Source organism: Moraxella oculi (assembly GCF_023336735.1).
Classification (GTDB): Bacteria; Pseudomonadota; Gammaproteobacteria; order Pseudomonadales; family Moraxellaceae; genus Moraxella; species Moraxella oculi.
In genome coordinates this window covers 20,933-40,532 of record NZ_JAMBAQ010000001.1, presented here as the reverse complement: position 1 = coordinate 40,532, position 19,600 = coordinate 20,933, and the positions used below count along the sequence as shown (strand labels likewise).

Annotated in this window: 19 protein-coding genes, 1 tRNA gene and 1 other RNA gene; 6 read left to right on the top strand and 15 right to left on the bottom strand. The window is 43.4% G+C overall.

What is annotated here, in order from left to right; all coding sequences use genetic code 11:
* Positions 1-59: 59 nt before the first annotated feature.
* From lptC to ffh, 9 genes are all read right to left on the bottom strand, one after another.
* Entirely contained in the window at positions 60-635 is a 576-nt protein-coding gene (lptC, locus tag M2R47_RS00210; protein ID WP_249097372.1) for an LPS export ABC transporter periplasmic protein LptC, read from the bottom strand.
* A 50-nt stretch (positions 636-685) separates the two neighbouring features.
* On the bottom strand, positions 686-1,207 hold the full coding sequence (locus tag M2R47_RS00205) for a KdsC family phosphatase (RefSeq protein WP_249097370.1): 522 nt from the start codon (positions 1,205-1,207) through the stop codon (positions 686-688).
* An 11-nt stretch (positions 1,208-1,218) separates the two neighbouring features.
* Positions 1,219-2,196, bottom strand: coding sequence for a KpsF/GutQ family sugar-phosphate isomerase (locus tag M2R47_RS00200; protein ID WP_249097369.1), 978 nt, complete (start codon positions 2,194-2,196; stop codon positions 1,219-1,221).
* Between the two features lie 138 nt (positions 2,197-2,334).
* The gene (locus M2R47_RS00195) at positions 2,335-3,264 is read right to left on the bottom strand and encodes a 4-hydroxybenzoate octaprenyltransferase (RefSeq protein WP_249097367.1); all 930 of its coding nucleotides are present in this window, start codon (positions 3,262-3,264) and stop codon (positions 2,335-2,337) included.
* Between the two features lie 27 nt (positions 3,265-3,291).
* A complete protein-coding gene (locus M2R47_RS00190; protein ID WP_249097365.1) occupies positions 3,292-3,567 on the bottom strand; it encodes a hypothetical protein in 276 nt (91 codons plus the stop codon).
* A 32-nt stretch (positions 3,568-3,599) separates the two neighbouring features.
* Entirely contained in the window at positions 3,600-4,424 is an 825-nt protein-coding gene (locus M2R47_RS00185) for a class I SAM-dependent methyltransferase (protein ID WP_249097363.1), read from the bottom strand.
* Positions 4,425-4,428: 4 nt separating this feature from the next.
* Positions 4,429-5,265: an undecaprenyl-diphosphate phosphatase gene (locus M2R47_RS00180; protein WP_249097361.1), complete on the bottom strand. Its 837-nt coding sequence runs from the start codon at positions 5,263-5,265 to the stop codon at positions 4,429-4,431.
* A 41-nt stretch (positions 5,266-5,306) separates the two neighbouring features.
* Positions 5,307-5,978, bottom strand: coding sequence for a tRNA (adenosine(37)-N6)-threonylcarbamoyltransferase complex dimerization subunit type 1 TsaB (tsaB, locus tag M2R47_RS00175; protein WP_249097359.1), 672 nt, complete (start codon positions 5,976-5,978; stop codon positions 5,307-5,309).
* A gap of 81 nt (positions 5,979-6,059) precedes the next feature.
* Entirely contained in the window at positions 6,060-7,601 is a 1,542-nt protein-coding gene (ffh, locus tag M2R47_RS00170; RefSeq protein WP_249097357.1) for a signal recognition particle protein, read from the bottom strand.
* Between the two features lie 329 nt (positions 7,602-7,930).
* On the opposite strand from ffh, the gene M2R47_RS00165 reads away from it, so the two are divergent.
* Positions 7,931-8,716, top strand: coding sequence for a cytochrome C assembly family protein (locus M2R47_RS00165; protein ID WP_283162881.1), 786 nt, complete (start codon positions 7,931-7,933; stop codon positions 8,714-8,716).
* A 179-nt stretch (positions 8,717-8,895) separates the two neighbouring features.
* Here the strand turns inward: M2R47_RS00165 and folD are convergent, their stop codons facing one another.
* From folD to M2R47_RS00135, 6 genes are all read right to left on the bottom strand, one after another.
* Entirely contained in the window at positions 8,896-9,750 is an 855-nt protein-coding gene (folD, locus tag M2R47_RS00160; protein WP_249097351.1) for a bifunctional methylenetetrahydrofolate dehydrogenase/methenyltetrahydrofolate cyclohydrolase FolD, read from the bottom strand.
* A gap of 35 nt (positions 9,751-9,785) precedes the next feature.
* The gene (gene clpA / locus M2R47_RS00155) at positions 9,786-12,107 is read right to left on the bottom strand and encodes an ATP-dependent Clp protease ATP-binding subunit ClpA (protein ID WP_249097349.1); all 2,322 of its coding nucleotides are present in this window, start codon (positions 12,105-12,107) and stop codon (positions 9,786-9,788) included.
* A gap of 50 nt (positions 12,108-12,157) precedes the next feature.
* Entirely contained in the window at positions 12,158-12,526 is a 369-nt protein-coding gene (locus M2R47_RS00150) for an ATP-dependent Clp protease adaptor ClpS (RefSeq protein WP_249097347.1), read from the bottom strand.
* A 221-nt stretch (positions 12,527-12,747) separates the two neighbouring features.
* Positions 12,748-13,518: a hypothetical protein gene (locus M2R47_RS00145; RefSeq protein WP_249097345.1), complete on the bottom strand. Its 771-nt coding sequence runs from the start codon at positions 13,516-13,518 to the stop codon at positions 12,748-12,750.
* 144 nt (positions 13,519-13,662) lie between these two features.
* On the bottom strand, positions 13,663-15,894 hold the full coding sequence (locus M2R47_RS00140) for a heavy metal translocating P-type ATPase (RefSeq protein WP_249097343.1): 2,232 nt from the start codon (positions 15,892-15,894) through the stop codon (positions 13,663-13,665).
* Between the two features lie 138 nt (positions 15,895-16,032).
* Positions 16,033-16,245, bottom strand: a complete 213-nt coding sequence (locus tag M2R47_RS00135; protein WP_249097341.1) for a heavy-metal-associated domain-containing protein — start codon at positions 16,243-16,245, stop codon at positions 16,033-16,035.
* 327 nt (positions 16,246-16,572) lie between these two features.
* Between M2R47_RS00135 and folE the strand changes: the two genes are divergently transcribed.
* From folE to ybeY, 5 genes are all read left to right on the top strand, one after another.
* Positions 16,573-17,178, top strand: coding sequence for a GTP cyclohydrolase I FolE (folE, locus tag M2R47_RS00130; RefSeq protein ID WP_249097339.1), 606 nt, complete (start codon positions 16,573-16,575; stop codon positions 17,176-17,178).
* A 130-nt stretch (positions 17,179-17,308) separates the two neighbouring features.
* Positions 17,309-17,501: non-coding RNA, 6S RNA (gene ssrS / locus M2R47_RS00125), on the top strand.
* 99 nt (positions 17,502-17,600) lie between these two features.
* Positions 17,601-17,676: transfer RNA gene (locus M2R47_RS00120), tRNA-Asn, on the top strand.
* Between the two features lie 195 nt (positions 17,677-17,871).
* Entirely contained in the window at positions 17,872-18,978 is a 1,107-nt protein-coding gene (locus tag M2R47_RS00115) for a PhoH family protein (RefSeq protein ID WP_418001166.1), read from the top strand.
* Positions 18,968-19,534, top strand: a complete 567-nt coding sequence (gene ybeY / locus M2R47_RS00110; protein WP_249097333.1) for an rRNA maturation RNase YbeY — start codon at positions 18,968-18,970, stop codon at positions 19,532-19,534. Before M2R47_RS00115 ends, ybeY begins: the two co-directional genes overlap by 11 nt.
* Positions 19,535-19,600 lie beyond the last annotated feature (66 nt).

Here is a 19,600-nt window from a genome sequence, read left to right as displayed (position 1 = left end):
ATCTCTTAACATTACAATGATTACAACAAATTTCAATACTCATCAAAATGGCATGACTCCTAAAACAATGGCTGATCCTGACGCCAAGCTGCATGGTACAGCATCTGTATTTGATCAAATTCATACTCGCCAGTATTAAGATTGGCACGCATTGCCTTGGCCTGAAAGTCATCTTGACCACTTTTTACCGACAAAGGCTCATCGCTTGATAGCTGCCTTGTCTTAGTGTTACCAAAAAGCCTACTGCCTTCAAATACCATCTTAGGTTTATCAGCGGTCGCCTCTCTCGTCAGGACAAAGCCATCAAACACCTCCAAATCGCCAGTCTCTTGATTCAGCTTGGCACGATTGGCAGTGATGACATAAGTTTCACCCATTGGTGGTTGCCAATTCAGCACGGCTTTTTCCATCTCATCTTCGCCAGCAGAGTTTTGCGTCAATGAATCAGCGGTCAAGGTGTATTCCACCTCGCCAGTTGTCTCATTGGTCTGCACCGCTTTAATTTGTGTTACTTCATAAGCCACATCGGTATTTGTAGGAATGGTAGGCTCAATCTTGGTGTCTTCTTGATAAAAAAACCAAGCCAACACCATCATTGCCATCACACCAAGAATGCTTAAAATTCTTATGTTCATGCTTTATCGCCATCAGTCAGTTACTTAATCATCGTTATGACTCATGAGGGTTATAGGTATTTTTGGATAAAGTCATTGTATTTATTCTGCGATTTCAAAATCAGTTCGCACACCTCTCTGACCGCCCCCTCACCGCCAGCTTTGGTCGTGATGAAATCGGCAGCTTGCTTGACAATATCCACACCATTTGGCACACTGATGCCCAAGCCAGCCTCACGGATTGCTCTAAGGTCTGGCAAGTCATCGCCCATGTAGGCACATTCTGTTAAAGACAATCCCAACTCATCCGCCAAAGTCATTAAAGCAGTGAACTTATCATCTCTGCCTTGTACAACATGATGAATGCCCAGTTCTTGGGCACGACGAGCGACCATCGGTGAGTTACGCCCTGTGATGATGGCAAGAATGATGCCAACCTGTTCCAGTGCCACCAGGCCCACACCATCTTGCACATGAAATGCTTTGGCTTCCACCCCTTGAGCATCATAAATGATCTGGCCATCAGACAATACGCCATCAACATCCATTGCCAGCAGTTTGATTTTCTTTGCTTTTTCAATGACAGTCAACATGAATTTCCTCCCTAGCTCACACCTGCTTGCAACACATCATGAATGCTTAGCACACCTTGTAATTTACCTTCATCAAGCACCAAAAGTTGACCAATACCATGCTCGTTCATCATGGTCAAAGCATCGGAAGCACGCACATCTGCTGTGGTATGCTTTGGCATTCGTGTCATGAAATCACCAATTCTTACAGACAAATCAGCATTAGCCGTCAGCTTGCGACGCAAATCGCCATCTGTAAAAACCCCCACAACCGTGTCATCATCATCAACAATCACCGCAAGCCCCAAGCGACCACCAGTCATCACCAGTAAGGCATCATGCAAACTTGCCGAATGATTGATCGTTGGCAGATTATTTGAGTGCATCAAGTCCTGCACACGAGTCAGCAGCTTTTTGCCTAAGGCTCCTGCTGGGTGAGATAGGGCAAAATCATCACTGGTAAACCCACGAGCGTGTAACAATGCCACTGCCAATGCATCTCCCAAAGCCAGCGTTGCTGTTGTGCTGGAAGTTGGCGCCAACCCAAGCGGACAAGCCTCATCAAAATGACCTAGGGTGAGTGCCACATCTGCAGACTTTGGCAAAAAACCACGCTTATCACGACTGATGCTAATGAGTGGAATCTCCAACTGCTTAACCACAGGCATGAGCATACGAATCTCATCAGATTCACCAGAGTTGGAAATGGCAATCAACACATCACCTTTTACCAACATGCCCAAATCTCCATGGCCCGCTTCACCTGGATGCACAAAAAACGCAGGCGTTCCTGTTGATGCTAAGGTCGCTGCAATTTTGCGACCCACATGCCCAGATTTGCCCATGCCAGTTACAACCACACGACGATGACACGCCAAAATGATACGACACGCTTCACTAAACCTCTCATCCAGCTGCTCGATGAGTAAGTCAAGTGCCTGTCGTTCGGTGCGTATGGCTTTTATGCCTTCTTTAATAAAGTCAGTTTGTAGATTTAAGCTGGTATTCATAAGTATCCGTATGGGATTTGATGGTGTTAGATCATTTTGGGTTTGGTTTTTCATGATGATAAGCATGCCATCATAGCACACTTGATCGCATGATTTGGCGAAATTTTTGTGGCGGTTTTGTGATGTTTGAACATGCCATCACATAAAGAGTGATGAATTCAAGCCATCATATCGCAGCAGACTTGCCAACATCACCACACCAAGAACAAAACGCCCCACCCAAGCATTATGCCGAAACGCTTTAAAACAATTTAAACGCTCATGAGTGGCGCACAGTCGATATTGATGGCAAATCATCCATATCAATGGCACAAGAAATAATGGTAAGAAATACACCCCAATCAATTCATACAATAAATACGCCATGATGCCAACAAATATAAACTGCAATAATGGTGCAACCAAGACATCACGCCGACCAAAGAGTTGAGCAAATAAAATTGCTGTAGATTTCACACCAACATTCACATCATCATCTTTATCACACATCGCATATTGCGTGTCATATGCCACCGTCCAACACATATAAGCAATAAAGACAAGCCAACCTGTCAGACCAACAGCCGAAACATCGCCAAAACTGCTATTAACCGCAACAAACGCCATAGGAACACTAAAACCAAAAGCTGCTGCCAACACCACCTGTGGCAAATGTGTATGGCGTTTCATAAAAGGATAGATAAACGCCAAACAAACCGCACCCAACGACCAGTAAAACACCGCAATCGGTAAAAAAAACAGCAGACAGGCTGATAGCAACGATAGCCCCAAAAAAGTCCAAACTGCCGTGGATGCGTGCAGCCGTCCATTTGCCAAAGGTCGATTTTTGGTGCGTTTGACCAGTCCATCTACCTTACGATCAGCAAAATCATTGATTGCACAGCCTGCCGCACGCATGAATATTGCCCCAAGCGTAAATATCACCATCAGTTTCGCACTAGGCAATCGACCATGGGCTGCCGACGCTAAAAATAACGCCCATAAAGTCGGATACAATAACAGCTCCGTACCGATGGGTTTGTCAAAACGAGTTAATTGCAACCATGCAATGAGTTTATTTGAAAACATGAGAGTATTTCATTTAAAGTTAATGCGTTACTTGTCCGTTTGATGGTTGATTTTCACTGCCATTTCACGATGGGCAATATTACTAACCTCTACCGCTTGGAGCAGATCAAGCTCAGGAAATTTTTGGCGTAACGCCTTGATTGCTTTTGCCTGGTCCTTACTTTGATGTAGTAGCGCTTGATAACAAGAAACATACTCACGCTTATCCATGGCTTGCCATAATTGTTTAATTTTGCGTCTGAGTGAAAAATTCTGCCATGCCATGATGACGACCACGAACAATACCAGATATTCATATCGCATAAGATTTTCCTTGAATCACTTTTTAAAAGCACCTAGTCAAGCCAATCATTCAACTCATATTTGTCAAAGCGAATGGCATCATTAGACACACTCTGATTGGGTGAATGATTGGCCAAATAAGGTGCCATGCTTGGTCGTTTTACCACCAATTTAGCACCTTGATTTAGCTTATTTTTTGCCATCGTCAAAAAATTTCTTTCATCATCCAGGCTTGGCTTTTGTGCCAATTCATGGAGCAGCTGCATGTTTTTATTGACTTTGGACGAGTAGCTTTCAGATGGGAACATCGGATCAAGATATATCAAATCCACCGATGGCAACAGTGCTAAAAATGAAGGATTTAAAAAATCTCCATGACGAATGCTGGTTCTGGCGAGTAATTTCTGCCAGTTGGCGTTCTTACTCATCATACCATGCTCGTAAAATAGCAATAATGCCATGATGGGATTTTTTTCAATCAGAGTTACCGTCGCCCCGCTACTTGCCAAAATCAGTGCATCATGCCCAAAACCTGCCGTGCCATCTAGCACTGCCATGCCAGCATTCGGTTTACACGCCTGCAAGATCAATTCAGATTTGCGGCCAGCACTGACGATGCGCCGTGTCAATGAAGACCAGTTTAAATGGGATTTTACGATGCCACTACCATCTGCTTTTAGTAAAGTTGGCATATTTTTAACAATGGCGATGGCGTTGTGATTGGCACGCTCTTTCATGCCTGCCAAGATAACTTTATCGCTTAACTTTGGTAGAGGTAAAAAGGACAGGCTCAAGCCCAAATGCTTTTGCTCATTGATGAACATCAATTCATCAAAAATCGCCTCATCACTCTCCCGCCCAAAGACCCATATCTGCATGCCATCAACCTTGGATTTGGTAACCAAACATAAAATAAGCCACAAGCACCACAAGTCCTGTGATGATACGCAACCAAGCAAATATCATAAAATCTTTTTTTGATACCCACGCCACCATGAATCTGATGCACAGCAGTGCTACCACAAAAGACACCAGCGTGCCAACACCAAGCACCTTCCAATCGTTAGATTGCAAAACATCTTTTTTGTCAAGCAAATCAAGCAAGGCAGCACCAATGATGACTGGAATGCCCAAAAAGAACGAAAATTCTGTCGCCGCCTTACGAGATGCCCCGAACCATAATCCCCCAATGATGGTAGAACCAGAACGAGAAGTGCCAGGAATGAGGGCCAAACATTGTGCCAAACCAATCTTGATTGCCATAGTCAAATCAATGTGTTCAGCTTCAACCGCCTTAATTCGCCGTGGATATTTTTCGACAAAAATAATGATTAACGCACCAAGAATCAGCATGGTTGCCACCACCAATGGGTGAAAAAGCCTCTGCGTGATGAAATCTTTAAACAAAAATCCCATCACCATCACAGGTAAAGTCGCAATGATGAGTGCCAGTCCTAATCCTCGTGGATTTGTCATGCCATCAGCTTGACCTGTTAATAGCCCTAAAAATGCCTTCCACAATCTGCCCCAATAGTCATAAATGACGGCCAAAATCGCCCCAAGTTGAATGAATACGATGAATAAATCTCGCTTATCTTTACTCCAAAAATCCATCAAATCGCCAGACAAAATCAGATAGCCTGTGCTTGAAATCGGCAGAAATTCTGTCACGCCCTCAACAATGCCCATGATGGCAGCTTTAATCAATAGAAGATTCATAGGTTATTTATGTGATTGATGATGTTATAGATTTGACCAAACTAAGCTTTGCCTTGCTCAACCAATGTTTTCCAAGCATTATGTCTTAGATAGACAGGCAGTGCCTGCTGAGCTGCCACACCACCTTGTTTTAAAAAATCAGCATGGGCAATTCTACCAATATCAAAAGCCGTTGGATAATTAACTGGGCAAATGACATTGTCTTGTGCTTGTATCAATGCGATGTGTTCGTCTTTTCCAATGATTGGCAAGCCATCTTCCATGACTGAATGATAAGGCAATAGCCCCTCATCACCCACGACATTCATGATGCCATCATCACCCAACATGAATTCACCAAAGTACAGCTCATTCATTCGTGCATCTAGTACCGAATACACTCGATTCAACCCCTCATCAACGAATGCTTTTTGTGCCAAAGCTCTTAATCCAGATACACCCACGCAAGGTAATCCACAAGCAAATGACAATGCTTGTACCACAGCCGTATTGATGCGAATGCCACTAAAAGCACCTGGCCCACGGTTGAAAGCAAGGCAGTCCATGTCATCAAGATGAAGGGCATTATCTTTCAACAACGCATCAATCATTGGCAAGATGACTTCCGTCTGCCCTCGATTACCACCAGTCGTTTGCTCAGCAATCAGCTGATCATCTTGCAAAATCGCCACCGAACATTGCTCAAAAACCGTGTCTAGGGCAAGTATCTTCATCGTACATTTTTCCATCAAAGCATAAGAACGCCCAAACTGGGAGTTGCTTATTGGGGGTTGTTTAGGCTTTATTAAGCAAGGTTAAAAACGCTTCTTAAAGTTAGGGAGTTGCCCTTCCATCGCTTTTATTTGTTTTTGCATTTCTTCCATGCTTGGCATACTATTCGGATTAAGCCCCAAATCCGCCATTGACTGTCGCATCTGTGCTTCGTTCATGCCTGACTGTCCAGCATTGTTAGCACCACCAAATAATGGGCCGCCGCCAGACATGCCTTTAGCCAAACCTTGTACCGCCTTCATCATCTTGCCGATACCATCTGGACGACTGATCATTTTCATCATTTTCGCCATCTGCTTATGCTGTTTTAACAGACGGTTCACATCTTGGATTTGCTTGCCCGAGCCTGCGGCAATGCGACGCTTGCGACTTGGTGTGATTTTATCAGGATTTTGGCGCTCAAAAGGGGTCATTGAGTGAATGAGTGCTTCCATCTCTTTGACTTTCTCCTCAGGTTTTGCCTCTTCCATCGCTTTTTGCAAATCAGCCCCACCCATGCCTGGCATTTTATCTAAAAATCCTGCCATACCCCCAAGGTTTTTCATCTGTTGAAATTGATTGAGCAAATCCTCCAAATCAAACTCACCACCCTTTTGTAGCTTTTTAGCCATGCGTTCGGCTTGCTCACGGTCAATTTTACTCTCCACTTCCTCAACCAAACTTAGCACATCACCCATGCCTAAGATACGCTGGGCAATACGCTCTGGATGGAACAGCTCTAAAGCTTCCAGCTTTTCGCCACGACCCAAAAATTTGATTGGTTTGCCTGTGATGGCACGCACAGATAACGCCGCACCACCACGAGCATCACCATCGGTTTTTGTCAAAATCACCCCAGTTAACGGCAAGGCATCATTAAATGCTTTGGCGGTATTTGCAGCATCTTGACCTGTCATCGAATCCACAACGAACAAAGTCTCGGTTGGATTGACTGCTGCCGTCAACTCTTTGATTTCATTCATCATCTCATCATCAATCGCAAGACGACCTGCGGTATCAATGATTAAAATGTCGGCATAATGTCGTTTGGCTTGCTCAATCGCTTGATGTGCAATATCAATCGGTCTTTGGGTGGTGCTAGATGGTACAAACATTGCACCCACTTGATTTGCCACAAACTCCAATTGATTGATCGCTGCTGGTCGATACACATCTGCCGACACCAGCATGACTTTCTTTTTTTGTTTTTCTTGTAAAAACTTTGCCAACTTGCCAGCCGTAGTCGTCTTACCAGCACCTTGCAATCCTGCCAGCAAATACACCACAGGTGGCTTTCCTGTCATTTCAAGTGCCTGATTGGCAGCACCCATCATCTCTGTCAGCTCGTCATAGACAATCTTGACAAAGGCCTGACCAGGTTGCAATTCTTTTAATACCTCTTGACCCAAGGCCTGTTCTTTGACCTTGGCAACAAATTCTCTTGCCACAGGCAACGCAACATCTGCCTCAAGCAAAGCCATGCGCACTTCTCTTAGCGTATCTTTGATGTTGTCTTCGGTAAGCTGTGAAGTGCCAGTGATATTACGCAAGCTACCAGAGAGTCGTTCAGTAAGAGTGTCAAACATAATTTTCCTAAGATGAATTTACCACAGATGAATGCCTCATATTGTAAGCCAAAATCGCCAATTATGCCAATGCAAATTCAACTTTATGCCAAAAATGTGTTTTGGGTGTTGTTTTGTTGTCGCTTGATATGTACATCAAACCAGCCCAATGTCCACGAATGCTTTACAGCATTGGTGAATTTTGCTATACTTTTTTAACCAAAAGACATGCTTTTTAAGCAGTCAATCAAGCAAACAATACAACTTGCCAAGCCAACATCATGATATGACATTCATGATCTTTTTTTGACGCAAATACCGCTTTTCTTACCTTAGGGGTTCGTGTGCTGATGATCTATCTTATGACTGCATTGGTTTATGGCATGGCAGGCTTGTATTTATACCAAAAACTCATCACAGAGCAGCCTGCCAGCAAAGCCATGTTCATCGGTGCTTTGACCATCGGTGCCATATCACACACCATCTTACTGTACCCAAATATCGTAACATCTAATGGTCTCAATCTTAATATTTTTAACACTTTAAGTCTCATCAGCTTATTCTTTTTGGTTTTTTTTGTGTTATTTGGTTTGTATCGACCCATTCTAAGCTTAGGTCTTTTGGCAACACCTGTTGTATTGCTTGGCCTTAGCATTGGTTACTTTGGGCGAGCGACTTATGAGCCATTAAATGATTTAGGTCCATTATTACAGACACATATTTTATTGTCTTTTGCCGCTTATTGCGTGTTATTGATGGCAGCGGTGCAGGCAGTCATATTAAGACTGCAAATCAGAGAGTTAAAGCACCAGACGATTCATAGGTTTTGGGTGAGTAAACTGCCCAGCCTACAAAGCATGGAGAGCTTGCTATTTGACATGATCTTAATGGGATTTGTGATTTTAAGCATTGCTCTTGGCTTAGGTTTTGTCGCAACTTACGACATCATGGCACAGCACATTGCTCACAAGCTTGTTTTTAGTGCATTATCATGGACGATATTTGGCTTGCTCATCACAGGGCATTATCGATTTGGTTGGCGTGGGAAGCGTGCGGCCAATTTTGCCATTTATGGTTTTATCCTACTTGCCATTGGTTTTATCGGATCAAAAACGGTGCTTGATTTGTTGGTTTAGTTTTTTTGCTGTCATGACATGGACTGGCAACATTAACAACCCAGCGTTCAATCAGACCGCCATACTCACCCATCAAGTGCTTCTAACCATCGCCAAACTCTGGGCATAAACATGTCTGATGACATCAAAAAACACCCACAAGACACAAATCTTGGAGTGTTTTTTTGATGAATGACAAATCAGCGAATTTTTGCGTCCAGTTCCGCCGCTTCTACCGTTTGACGAATCAGTGTGTTGATGGTCATCGGACCTACGCCACCAGGAACTGGCGTATAAGCTGATGCAACTTGATCAATGCCTTTTAATTCAATGTCGCCACAACCACCTTCTGGCGTTGGGTGAAAACCTGCGTCCACCACAATCGCACCTTGTTTAATCCAGTCTTTTTTAATCAGTTCTGGCACACCCACAGCACCAACTACAATGTCTGCTTGACGAATGTATTCAGCCAAGTTTTTTGTGCGAGAATGGCAGACGGTAACAGTGCAGTTGGCATTGAGCAACATGGCTGCCATCGGCTTACCCAAGATGGCACTGCGACCCACCACAACCGCATGCTTACCAGACAGCTCAACGCCATAATGGTTCAATAAGTGCATGATGCCCTGTGGCGTGCATGAACCATAAGCGGCCTCGCCCATTGCCATACGCCCATAGCCCAAACAAGTCACACCATCAACATCTTTAGTCAAACTGATGCGGTCAAAGCAGGCACGCTCATCAATCTGAGCTGGTACTGGATGTTGCAACAAAATGCCATGCACATCAGGATTGGCATTCAATTCATCAATCTTAGCCATCAGCTCATCGGTCGTGGTCTGTTGCGGCATTTCCACACGAATACTATCCATGCCAATGCGCTTACATGCATTGGCTTTCATACGCACATAAGTCGCTGATGCTGGATCATCACCGACCAAAATGGTCGCCAAAATGGGCGTACGCTCTGTTTTTTGTTTGATTGCTGACACTCTTGCTGACAACTCACCTTCAACCGAGCCTGCTAGTGCTTTACCATCTAAAATTTGTACCATAACCATTCCTTAACATAAAACCAAGTCAGCTTGCATTAATGCCCAGCCAGACCGTCAGATTTTTCTTTGATGGATTTTAACACATTAAAGCACAGTTTTGTCATCTTTTGCCCATCACATTGTGCATTTTTATCGCATTGATTCAAAGATATTTGCACCTCACCGCCATCCATCAGCTCTCCAAACAAAATCATCTCAGCCAGTGGTTTTTTAAGCTCGCTTTGAATCAGTCGTGACATTGGTCTTGCACCCATTAATCGGTCATGGCCCAACCTAGCAAGATGAGCTTTGGCGTCATCATCAACAGTTAACATGACATTTTTGTCCGCAAGCTGGGTTTGTAGTTCTGCGATGAATTTTTCCACCACCAAAATCATGACCTGCTGCTCTAGCGGCGCAAAATTAATGACAGCATCCAAGCGATTACGAAACTCTGGTGTAAAGGTTTGTTTTAGTGCTTCTGTGTTATCATCTGAATGGTCTTGATGTGTAAAGCCCATTGAGGCACGACTGATGCTTTGAGCACCCACATTCGTCGTCATGATGATGATTGCCTGCTTAAATGACACGCACCGCCCATTATTATCAGTCAATGTCCCATGGTCCATCACCTGTAACAGCAAATTAAATACATCAAAATGGGCTTTTTCAATCTCATCAAGCAACAGTACGCAATGAGGGTGTTGATGAATTTTTTCAGTCAGAAGACCACCCTGGTCAAAACCCACATAGCCTGGCGGCGAACCAATCAAGCGTGATGCGGTATGAGCTTCCATGTATTCACTCATGTCAAAACGCACAAACTGCAATCCAAGTGTTAAAGCCAGCTGTTTACACAGTTCGGTCTTCCCCACACCCGTTGGCCCTGCAAACATGAACACACCGATTGGTTTATCAGCAGGTTTCAAACCAGCTCTTGCCAACTTGATGGCAGATGACACTGCCTCAATTGCCTCGTCTTGCCCAAAGATGGTGCGTTTTAGGTCATGCTCCAGAGTCCTGAGTGCATCTTTGTCATTTTGAGAGACTGATTTTGGTGGTATGCGAGCAATTTTTGCCACCACCTCCTCAATCATTGCCACATCAATCACTGGAAATTCATCACAATGACCGTCATGATGGTCGCCCTTATCGTCAGCACTCAGACGCACTCTCGCCCCAGCTTCATCAACCACATCAATGGCCTTATCTGGTAAAAATCTGTCTTGAATGTACCGTGCAGACAGCGTTGCCGCCGCTTGCAAGGCCTCATCTGTATAGCGGACACAATGATGTGATTCGTACTGTTTCTTTAAGCCCTGTAAAATACTCACCGTATCTGCCACTGATGGCTCATGAACATCGATTTTTTGAAAACGACGAGAAAGTGCGTGATCCTTTTCAAATATCTGTCGATATTCAGTAAAAGTGGTTGAGCCAATGCAACGAATCTCTCCGCCAGATAAGGCTGGCTTTAATAAATTTGACATATCCATCGTGCTATTCATGGTGGAACCTGCACCAATCACCGTATGAATCTCATCAATGAACAAAACCGCATTCGGTTGATTTTTTAAGGCAGTCAACAGCTCTTTCATGCGATTTTCAAAATCACCACGAAATTTCGTACCAGCCACCAAAGCAGCCATATCAAGACCATAAATCACCGTCTCTTTTAGCGGTCTAGGAGCCTTATCATTGACAATAAGCCAAGCCAAACCTTCAGCGATGGCAGTTTTTCCCACGCCTGCCTCACCCACCAATAACGGATTATTTTTACGGCGGCGGCACAGTATTTGGGCGGTACGCTCAACCTCATTTTCCCTACCAATCAGTGGATCAATGCGTGATTGCCTGGCTTGTTCATTCAGATTGATGACAAACTCCGCCAAAGGGTCACTAACGCTGTCAGACTCCTTATCCGACTCATTACCCTTGGTACTTTTCTCATCTTTTCTATGGTGCGATAAATAACGCAATACACGCAATTTTCCCACATCGTGTTTTTTTAGTAAGTTTAAAGATTGGGCATCTTTTTCATCAAAAATGGCCACAAAAATGTCCATGCAGTCAATCGGACGCTCCACTTCCGCAGATTGTCGATGCCATATGGCTCGTTGTAGCACTCGCTCGCAGGATTTTGTGGGTTTGACTTTTATTTGACTATTAGAAGTTTTTGGCACATAATCACTCAAATAGATTTTAAGCTCATCACTCAAATTACCAACATTCACCTCAAACTCATTCAACATCAACCTCACCATCTCATCATCAACAAGCCCAAGCAACAAATGCTCTACCGTAAGGTATTCGTGATGATGTCTTTTGGCATACTCTTCAATTTTTAGGCGTACGGCTTCAAAGTCTGCACCAAACATATCTCTTCCCATCAAAATTCTGAATTATAAATCATTCAAGGCATTTGTCTTCACTGTTTTTCCAGCGTGGTCAGAAGTGGGTATTCCATCTTCTCGGCAAGATCCGTCACTTGAATTACTTTCATTTCACCAATATCATAAGGCATGACTGCGACGACTGCACGCCCAAATTCATGAATGGCATACATCAGCTCAACCGCCTGCTCCAATGCATGTCCAAAAACCTCCATCAATACAGCAACCACAAAATCCATCGTGGTATAGTCATCATTATGCATGACCACGGCATACATGGGTGCGTACGCTTGCTCTGCCTGCTCAAGCACTGCCAAATCAGCAGCTTCATCTGCATTTTGATCACTTTCACCGTGCTGACAAGCCAAAGAAAAGCCATCAAGCATCACTACTTGTTTATTCATACCAACTCTCATATTGTTCAATTCATCATCATGACCAAGTCTTAATCAAGCACACCTCATTAAAGTCATTGGGCGTATTTGCCAAAACACCCAAAAATTATGGGCTAAGAATTAGGGTTTAAAAGCATGAATGGAACTGCGACATCATCACAACCAACGACCACCTCATACCAAGCATCACACCTACTAAAAGTCGAGCATTCGCTCGACTTCATCTTAAGTCATCGATTGACAATGGGTCTGTCATCGGTACTGCCAGCATCCAAAAGTGATGTGGGTGCGTCCGTGATGACTCTACCGACCTGCCAATTATAAAGCTGCTGAATTTTTTGACCGCCAGCGCTTAACTCAACTTTCATTTGCTTTGGCACAAATCCTTCTGGCATGACAAAACGCCCACGGATGTTGGCGACGCCATCAATCTCATAACTGGAAGGCTCAAGAGGTATGGAAACCATGCTGGTGGCGTTAAGCAGTGTCAAGCGTGGTACCATACGCACCGCCACACCAGAGACATCAATCATCGCCACATCAAAGCGGTATTCAAAAGTATTCTCAGGCAAAGAAGCAATCTCAGCACCGATGATTTTGAGTGCCACCCCTCCTTGTTCTGCTACCGATGATTTTAATAAGTCATTGACTTGTTGTAGCTGTAAATTTTTAGTTTTAAGCAATTGCTGTTCAGCGTTCAGACGCTCCAAATTACCCAAGGTAATATCTCGCTCTTTGGTAATGGCATCCATTTGTGATTGCAGTTGGGTATTTTGCTCAACAAGCATGCTTGAATCAGCACTGACATTGTGATCTGTCATTAATTTTTGAGCAGAATTCATGCCTTGGCGATGACCGAATTGGTAGCCAATAAATACCGCCACGAGTGCCGTAAAAATGAGTGCCACCAAGAACAATACTAAAATCTGTGCTGTCGTGCCTTTTTGACGATTGAGTGACGATGGGCTTGATGAGTGAAATTGTGTGATGATTTTTGACATAAACTTAAAAACAAAGTTAACGAAATTTGTGTATTATATCAAATATCAACTCAATATTTATGCCGTTTTTATAAAAAAATCATCAAATAAATGCTTTATTTTACCACCATCATCTCATCGTTGAAGCCCACCCACTCTCAATCTTTATGCTTGATGCACATCTTTTAGATCCAGTCGCTTTAATCGTAAAGCATTGCTCAACACGCAAATGGAGCTAAGTGCCATGGCCGCTGCCGCAATGATTGGATTTAACAATCCAAATGCCGCCAAACCGATACCAAAAATGTTATAAATGAACGCAAAGAATAAGTTTTGCTTGATGGTTCTCAAGGTCGCTTTGGCGATTTTTTGAGCATGATAAGCACCTATCAAAGAGTCCCCCATCAGCTCAGCAGAGGCAGCATACTTAGCGACACTTGACGCATCATGCACTGAAAAACTCGCCTGTGCCGCTGCCATTGCAGGGGCATCATTTACCCCATCACCAATCATAGCAACCGTTCTGCCCTTATCTTTCAACTCGTTAATTTTTGTCGCCTTATCTTTTGGGGACATTTCACCATAAGCAAGCGACACATCCAATGCCTTCGCCACAGAATCGGTCACACTTTGGCGATCCCCACTAAGAATCATCACATCAACATGTTGCAATCTTAGCCGATCAAGTAATGCTTTAGCATCTGGTTTTGGAACATCAGCAAGTGCATATACAGCGATCAATTGATCATTAACTGACACAGCGACAACGCTACATATCTGCCACAGATTCCACCCAAGACTCTGATCGACATCATCGGTATAAAAGCTGGTAAATTCAGAGGGAGTGTTCTTGATGAATTGATTAAAATCACTCATGCCAATAAAGTCAGGTGTGCCGACCTTGACGAGCCCAATACCATCAATATCCCCCGAAATTCCTCGACCGACGAAAGTCTGCGGCTCTTTTAAAGAACTTAAAGCAAGCCCCTTATCCAGAGCACTTTTTACAATGCTGTTAGCCAATGGATGCATGGCATACTGCTCTATACTTGCTGTGATGGCAAGTGCTTCATCATAGGTCAGCTTATTTGTCACTAACGCCACACGAATCTCAGGTCTTCCCATCGTCAAAGTACCAGTCTTATCAAAAATCATGGTATCAATATGTCCTGCCATTTCAAGGCTAGGTGCATCTTTAAACCGCACGCCATGTCTGGCAGCCACTCCCATGCCTGCTGTGATGGCGGCTGGCGTAGCCAAACCAAGTGCACATGGACAGGCGATCACCAAAACCGCTACGGCACGCATGAGTGCCACCTCAAACGAACCTAACAAAAACCAGTTAATCGCAAGAACCCCAAAAGCAATCGACACAACCACGGGTACGAACACGCCCGTAATGCGGTCTGCTAAGCGTGCGATATTTGCCTTAGATCCCTGTGCTTCATGAAGGGCAGTAATCATGTCTGCCAATGCTGTCTGATCGCCCATTGCCACCGCTCGATACTCAAAGCTGCCATGAGTAACGATACTGCCTGCCATGACTGAATCACCCACACTTTTTGGCGGACTTTCGCTTTCACCTGTCAAATGCGCTTCATCTAACACACCCGTACCCACAGTCATGATGCCATCTACCGCGATACGATCACCCACCCTTGCCAACAGCACATCATCATGCTTGATTTTATCCACATCAACGATCTGCCAATCGTCGCCATATCGACGCATTGCGGTTTTTGGCACCAAATTCATCAGCGAAGACAAGCTATTTAAACTGTCTTTTTTCGTACGCATTTCTAAGTATTTACCCAAACTGACGAATGCAATGATCATGACTGATGCTTCAAAGTACACCACCCCATGACTGCCACGCTCCCCATAAGTCGCCCATATGTAAGTCGAATACGCCCATATCGCTGTCGTACCAAGTGCCACCAAAACATCCATATTGGCCAGACCGCCACGCAAAGATGCCCAAGCTCCTCGATAAAATCGCCAGCCAAAAGCAAACTGTACCACGCTTGCCAATACAAATTGCAGCCACACAGGTGGCATGAGTGCATGGCTCCCTACCATCATGCCTACCATGCCGAACCAAAAGGGTGCACTTAGCAACCATAATAATAGCAGCTCATAAGGAAAATCAGGCTTTTGAGACACATCTTTCATCTCCTCTAAGGGCTTTCCTGTAAAACCTGCTTTTTTAATCCATGAAACAACATCTTGTGTATCAGCATCATGATAGGAAATGCTGAGCGTCTCAGTAGCAAAATTAACTTGTGCAGAATCAACCGCAGGATTTTTATTCAGTACTTTTTCCAAACGATTGGCACATGCTTGGCAGTTCATGTCTGTGATGACAAACTGCTGTGTGTTCGATTGAGTCGTTTTCATAGCAACATCACTTTTCATTGATGATTATTTGTTATATAAATATGGCATAAGCACCATCAATTCAATAAAAAAGACAAAAAGCCAAAGCAATCGGCTTTTTGTCTCATAAAGCTTAGCAAAACAAGCATTCCAACTCGTTTAAGTTGTGCTAAATCCAGCATCTTCAACAGCATTGATGATTTGCACCTTATCCAGCAACTCATCATCATAAGTGACTACTGCCTGTTCAAGTAGACGGTTTACTTCCACATCCTGTACGCCGCTCAACTCTTTTAATGCGTTATGTACGCTAGATTCACAGCCTTGGCAAGTCATGCCATAGACCTTGAGGGTCAAAGTTTCAATACTCATGATTCTCTCCTATCATTACCATTTTGTTAAAAAAGGCACATTACCTAGGTGCTTGACATGGGTTAATTTAGCACAGCCCAAAACCAATCACAAGCCCATTTACAAAAATACCCAAATGATTAATACAAGGTCAAGCTAATAACCGACCAGCAACTTGACAAAAAAAACTTAACATTTCATCATCTGATTTTATGTTCATTAATTAACTTCAACAAATTTCACGGCAACTTGTAAAAATTTTGCGGATTTTTGATATTTTTGACTTGATAAAATCTAAAATTAAGTTAAGCTATATTGTTTATATTTTCTTTTATGTTAGCATTCATCATGTCAAATTCAGATCACATCAATTTTACCCCAGATTATGAAAATCTTGCCAATCATTATGCCAGTGTCATTGAAAGTAGTGGCGAGGATTTGAATCGTGAAGGGTTGCTAGACACACCAATGCGTGCCGCCAAAGCTTTTGGATATCTGACTCGTGGCTACCATCAATCTCTTGATGTGGTGGCAAACGATGCCATCTTTCCATCTGACAATCCTGAATTGGTCCTAGTGCAAAACATTGAATTTTACTCTCTGTGTGAGCATCATTTACTGCCCTTTTATGGCGTGGCACATGTCGGCTACTTACCTAATGGCAAGGTTTTGGGACTGTCTAAGGTTGCACGCATCGTTGATATGTACGCCCGCCGTCTGCAAATCCAAGAAAACCTCACGAAGCAGGTTGCAAATGCCATCGAAAGATTGACAGGTTGTCGTGGTGTGGCTGTAGTCATGGATGCCAGTCACATGTGCATGATGATGCGTGGCGTGAGTAAGCAGCAGTCCACCACGCGTACGATGAGCATGCTTGGCGACTTTACCACAGACATTCAAGCCAGAAATGAGTTCCTGGGTGCCATTCCAACACGATCGCCTGCGTTTGGTTAATTTTAATTCCATCAAATTCTAACAAACATATGATGTGTGGATGACAAGCAACGCAGCTTGATTGAGTTAAACATTCATTACCAAAACCACACATCAACCCTTGCAACCTGTCCCAAAAATGCTATAATAACCGCCACTGAAGTGTCCGCCAGCAAAGCGTATGCCTGAGCCGATAATTTTATCCTAGGGGTGCATTTCTATCATTTTGTTGTGCATGCCTGCATCTTTAGATGTATCAGGAAGCCGTAATAAATGGTGGTGCAACTCCGCCTTGAACCCGACGGTTCATGGTTACCCCTTTGTAGCGGCACTTTGGTTTTTTTATTCATACAAATATTTTTTCATTTTTTTTAAAAAAATGTTTGACAAATAAAAAATATTTGATATAATATGCCCCATATTAAGCGAGCTACTTAATATATTCCCCAATAGCTCAGTCGGTAGAGCATCGGACTGTTAATCCGTGTGTCCCTGGTTCGAGCCCAGGTTGGGGAGCCAAATTCGCTTTATAAGCATAAAAAAAGACCTTTATTGAAAAGGTCTTTTTTTATGCTTATTGTTTTTTTATTCATCAAACTTACTTGAAAAAAGCCCCTCAAATCCCCATTATCATCTCATTCTCATTTTTCTTCATTCATTTGACCAACACTCATTAAATTATTTTTTTCATCATAAAAGGAAAATTTCTTGACCATCACTCGCACGCTTACTTTGGACATTCATGCCACCAATCTAAGAAATTTGGCAGGCGAATATAACAAACACCTAAAATACCTTCAAGAACGCCTTGGTGTTCAAATCATCCAACGCCAAAACGCTTTCATTCTCACAGGCGAACTGAATGCCATAGAAAGCACCGAACTCATTTTATCCAAACTTGCTGACATTGCTGACAAGGATATTGATGCTCAAGAATTACACCTAATCGTCCAATCAAGCCTTACTCGCCATCATGATATGGTTGATGTTCATCAGCATGGAAACACATCAACACAGAAAACAAACTCTCTTTATGCCGACATCAGCTTACGCACCCGAAAAGGTAAGATTACCCCAAGGGGGCGTAATCAACAGGAATATGTCAAAAAAATACTCATCAGCGATGTGTCATTTGGCGTGGGTCCTGCCGGCACAGGTAAGACTTATTTGGCGGTGGCGTGTGCGGTAGACATGTTAGAACGCGGTGAAATAGAGCGGATTTTACTCGTGCGTCCTGCTGTAGAAGCTGGTGAAAAATTAGGCTTTTTGCCAGGTGACCTTACCCAAAAGATTGATCCTTACCTACGCCCATTATACGATGCACTTTATGAAATGCTTGGCTTTGAAAAAGTAGGAAAGCTGCTTGAAAGACAAATCATTGAAGTTGCTCCACTTGCTTACATGCGTGGGCGTACTTTAAATAACAGCTTTGTGATTTTAGATGAAGCCCAAAACACCACGCCAGAACAAATGAAGATGTTCTTAACTCGCTTAGGCTTTGGCTCTCGTGCTGTCATTACTGGCGATATGACACAGGTGGACTTGCCTCGTGGTCATAAATCAGGATTATCGCAAGCTTTGCAAATCCTCTCCAAGATTGAAGAAATCCACATCACTCGATTTGACAGTCGTGATGTGGTTAGGCATCATTTGGTACAAAAAATCGTCCAAGCTTACGATGCTTTTGATGATGAACAAGAAAAGCTGACCAACGAACGCAAAGCCGCCCGCCTAGCTGAAAAACTAAAACAAGATGTCGAACAACAAGCTGATCAACCCATCAACAGCCCAAAAACGAATGTGAGAGCCAATGATGACTGATCTTAAACATGATGTGATGGCTGATGAGTTGTGTTTGTCATTTTCTGATGCACTGCCAGCCAACAGACAAAGTGAATACAATGAGCAAATGATACACCATGTCTTTACTCAGACACTGGATTTTATGAGCCAAAAACATTCACAAGGCTTGGTGTTTGCTTATTTTAATGATGCAGACAAACATTGGCATAAGCCAAAATCACTAGACATCTACATCACAGACACTGCCGAAGCTAGAGAGTTAAATTTTGATGCACGAGGCAAGGATTATGCCACCAATGTGCTGTCATATCCCACCGATCTGCCAGGCGAAATGTTAGATTTTTTACCAAAAATCAGCTTGGGTGAGCTGATTTTGTGCGATGCTGTGGTTGCAAAAGAAGCTGCCGAGCAAGGAAAATCGTTTGAGCATCATCTGATGCATCTAATCATACATGGCATTTTGCACTTGCTTGGATTTGACCACGAAATTAGCGATACTGATGCTGACGAGATGGAAGGTTTTGAAATTGAGATTTTGGCAAAATTAGGCATTAACAATCCTTATCAAACATGAATCAACCATCAGCACATCCAAACAACAATTGGCTTAAATCACCTTAGCCCAATTCAAAACCATCAA

What these genes read in the sequence shown, in the direction of transcription:
- lptC (WP_249097372.1), bottom strand. Translation starts at nt 635, where the DNA reads ATGAACATAAGAATTTTAAGCATTCTTGGTGTGATGGCAATGATGGTG.
- M2R47_RS00205 (WP_249097370.1), bottom strand. Translation starts at nt 1,207, where the DNA reads ATGTTGACTGTCATTGAAAAAGCAAAGAAAATCAAACTGCTGGCAATG.
- M2R47_RS00200 (WP_249097369.1), bottom strand. Translation starts at nt 2,196, where the DNA reads ATGAATACCAGCTTAAATCTACAAACTGACTTTATTAAAGAAGGCATA.
- M2R47_RS00195 (WP_249097367.1), bottom strand. Translation starts at nt 3,264, where the DNA reads ATGTTTTCAAATAAACTCATTGCATGGTTGCAATTAACTCGTTTTGAC.
- M2R47_RS00190 (WP_249097365.1), bottom strand. Translation starts at nt 3,567, where the DNA reads ATGCGATATGAATATCTGGTATTGTTCGTGGTCGTCATCATGGCATGG.
- M2R47_RS00185 (WP_249097363.1), bottom strand. Translation starts at nt 4,424, where the DNA reads ATGCAGATATGGGTCTTTGGGCGGGAGAGTGATGAGGCGATTTTTGAT.
- M2R47_RS00180 (WP_249097361.1), bottom strand. Translation starts at nt 5,265, where the DNA reads ATGAATCTTCTATTGATTAAAGCTGCCATCATGGGCATTGTTGAGGGC.
- tsaB (WP_249097359.1), bottom strand. Translation starts at nt 5,978, where the DNA reads ATGAAGATACTTGCCCTAGACACGGTTTTTGAGCAATGTTCGGTGGCG.
- ffh (WP_249097357.1), bottom strand. Translation starts at nt 7,601, where the DNA reads ATGTTTGACACTCTTACTGAACGACTCTCTGGTAGCTTGCGTAATATC.
- M2R47_RS00165 (WP_283162881.1), top strand. Translation starts at nt 7,931, where the DNA reads ATGATCTATCTTATGACTGCATTGGTTTATGGCATGGCAGGCTTGTAT.
- folD (WP_249097351.1), bottom strand. Translation starts at nt 9,750, where the DNA reads ATGGTACAAATTTTAGATGGTAAAGCACTAGCAGGCTCGGTTGAAGGT.
- clpA (WP_249097349.1), bottom strand. Translation starts at nt 12,107, where the DNA reads ATGTTTGGTGCAGACTTTGAAGCCGTACGCCTAAAAATTGAAGAGTAT.
- M2R47_RS00150 (WP_249097347.1), bottom strand. Translation starts at nt 12,526, where the DNA reads ATGAATAAACAAGTAGTGATGCTTGATGGCTTTTCTTTGGCTTGTCAG.
- M2R47_RS00145 (WP_249097345.1), bottom strand. Translation starts at nt 13,518, where the DNA reads ATGTCAAAAATCATCACACAATTTCACTCATCAAGCCCATCGTCACTC.
- M2R47_RS00140 (WP_249097343.1), bottom strand. Translation starts at nt 15,894, where the DNA reads ATGAAAACGACTCAATCGAACACACAGCAGTTTGTCATCACAGACATG.
- M2R47_RS00135 (WP_249097341.1), bottom strand. Translation starts at nt 16,245, where the DNA reads ATGAGTATTGAAACTTTGACCCTCAAGGTCTATGGCATGACTTGCCAA.
- folE (WP_249097339.1), top strand. Translation starts at nt 16,573, where the DNA reads ATGTCAAATTCAGATCACATCAATTTTACCCCAGATTATGAAAATCTT.
- ybeY (WP_249097333.1), top strand. Translation starts at nt 18,968, where the DNA reads ATGATGACTGATCTTAAACATGATGTGATGGCTGATGAGTTGTGTTTG.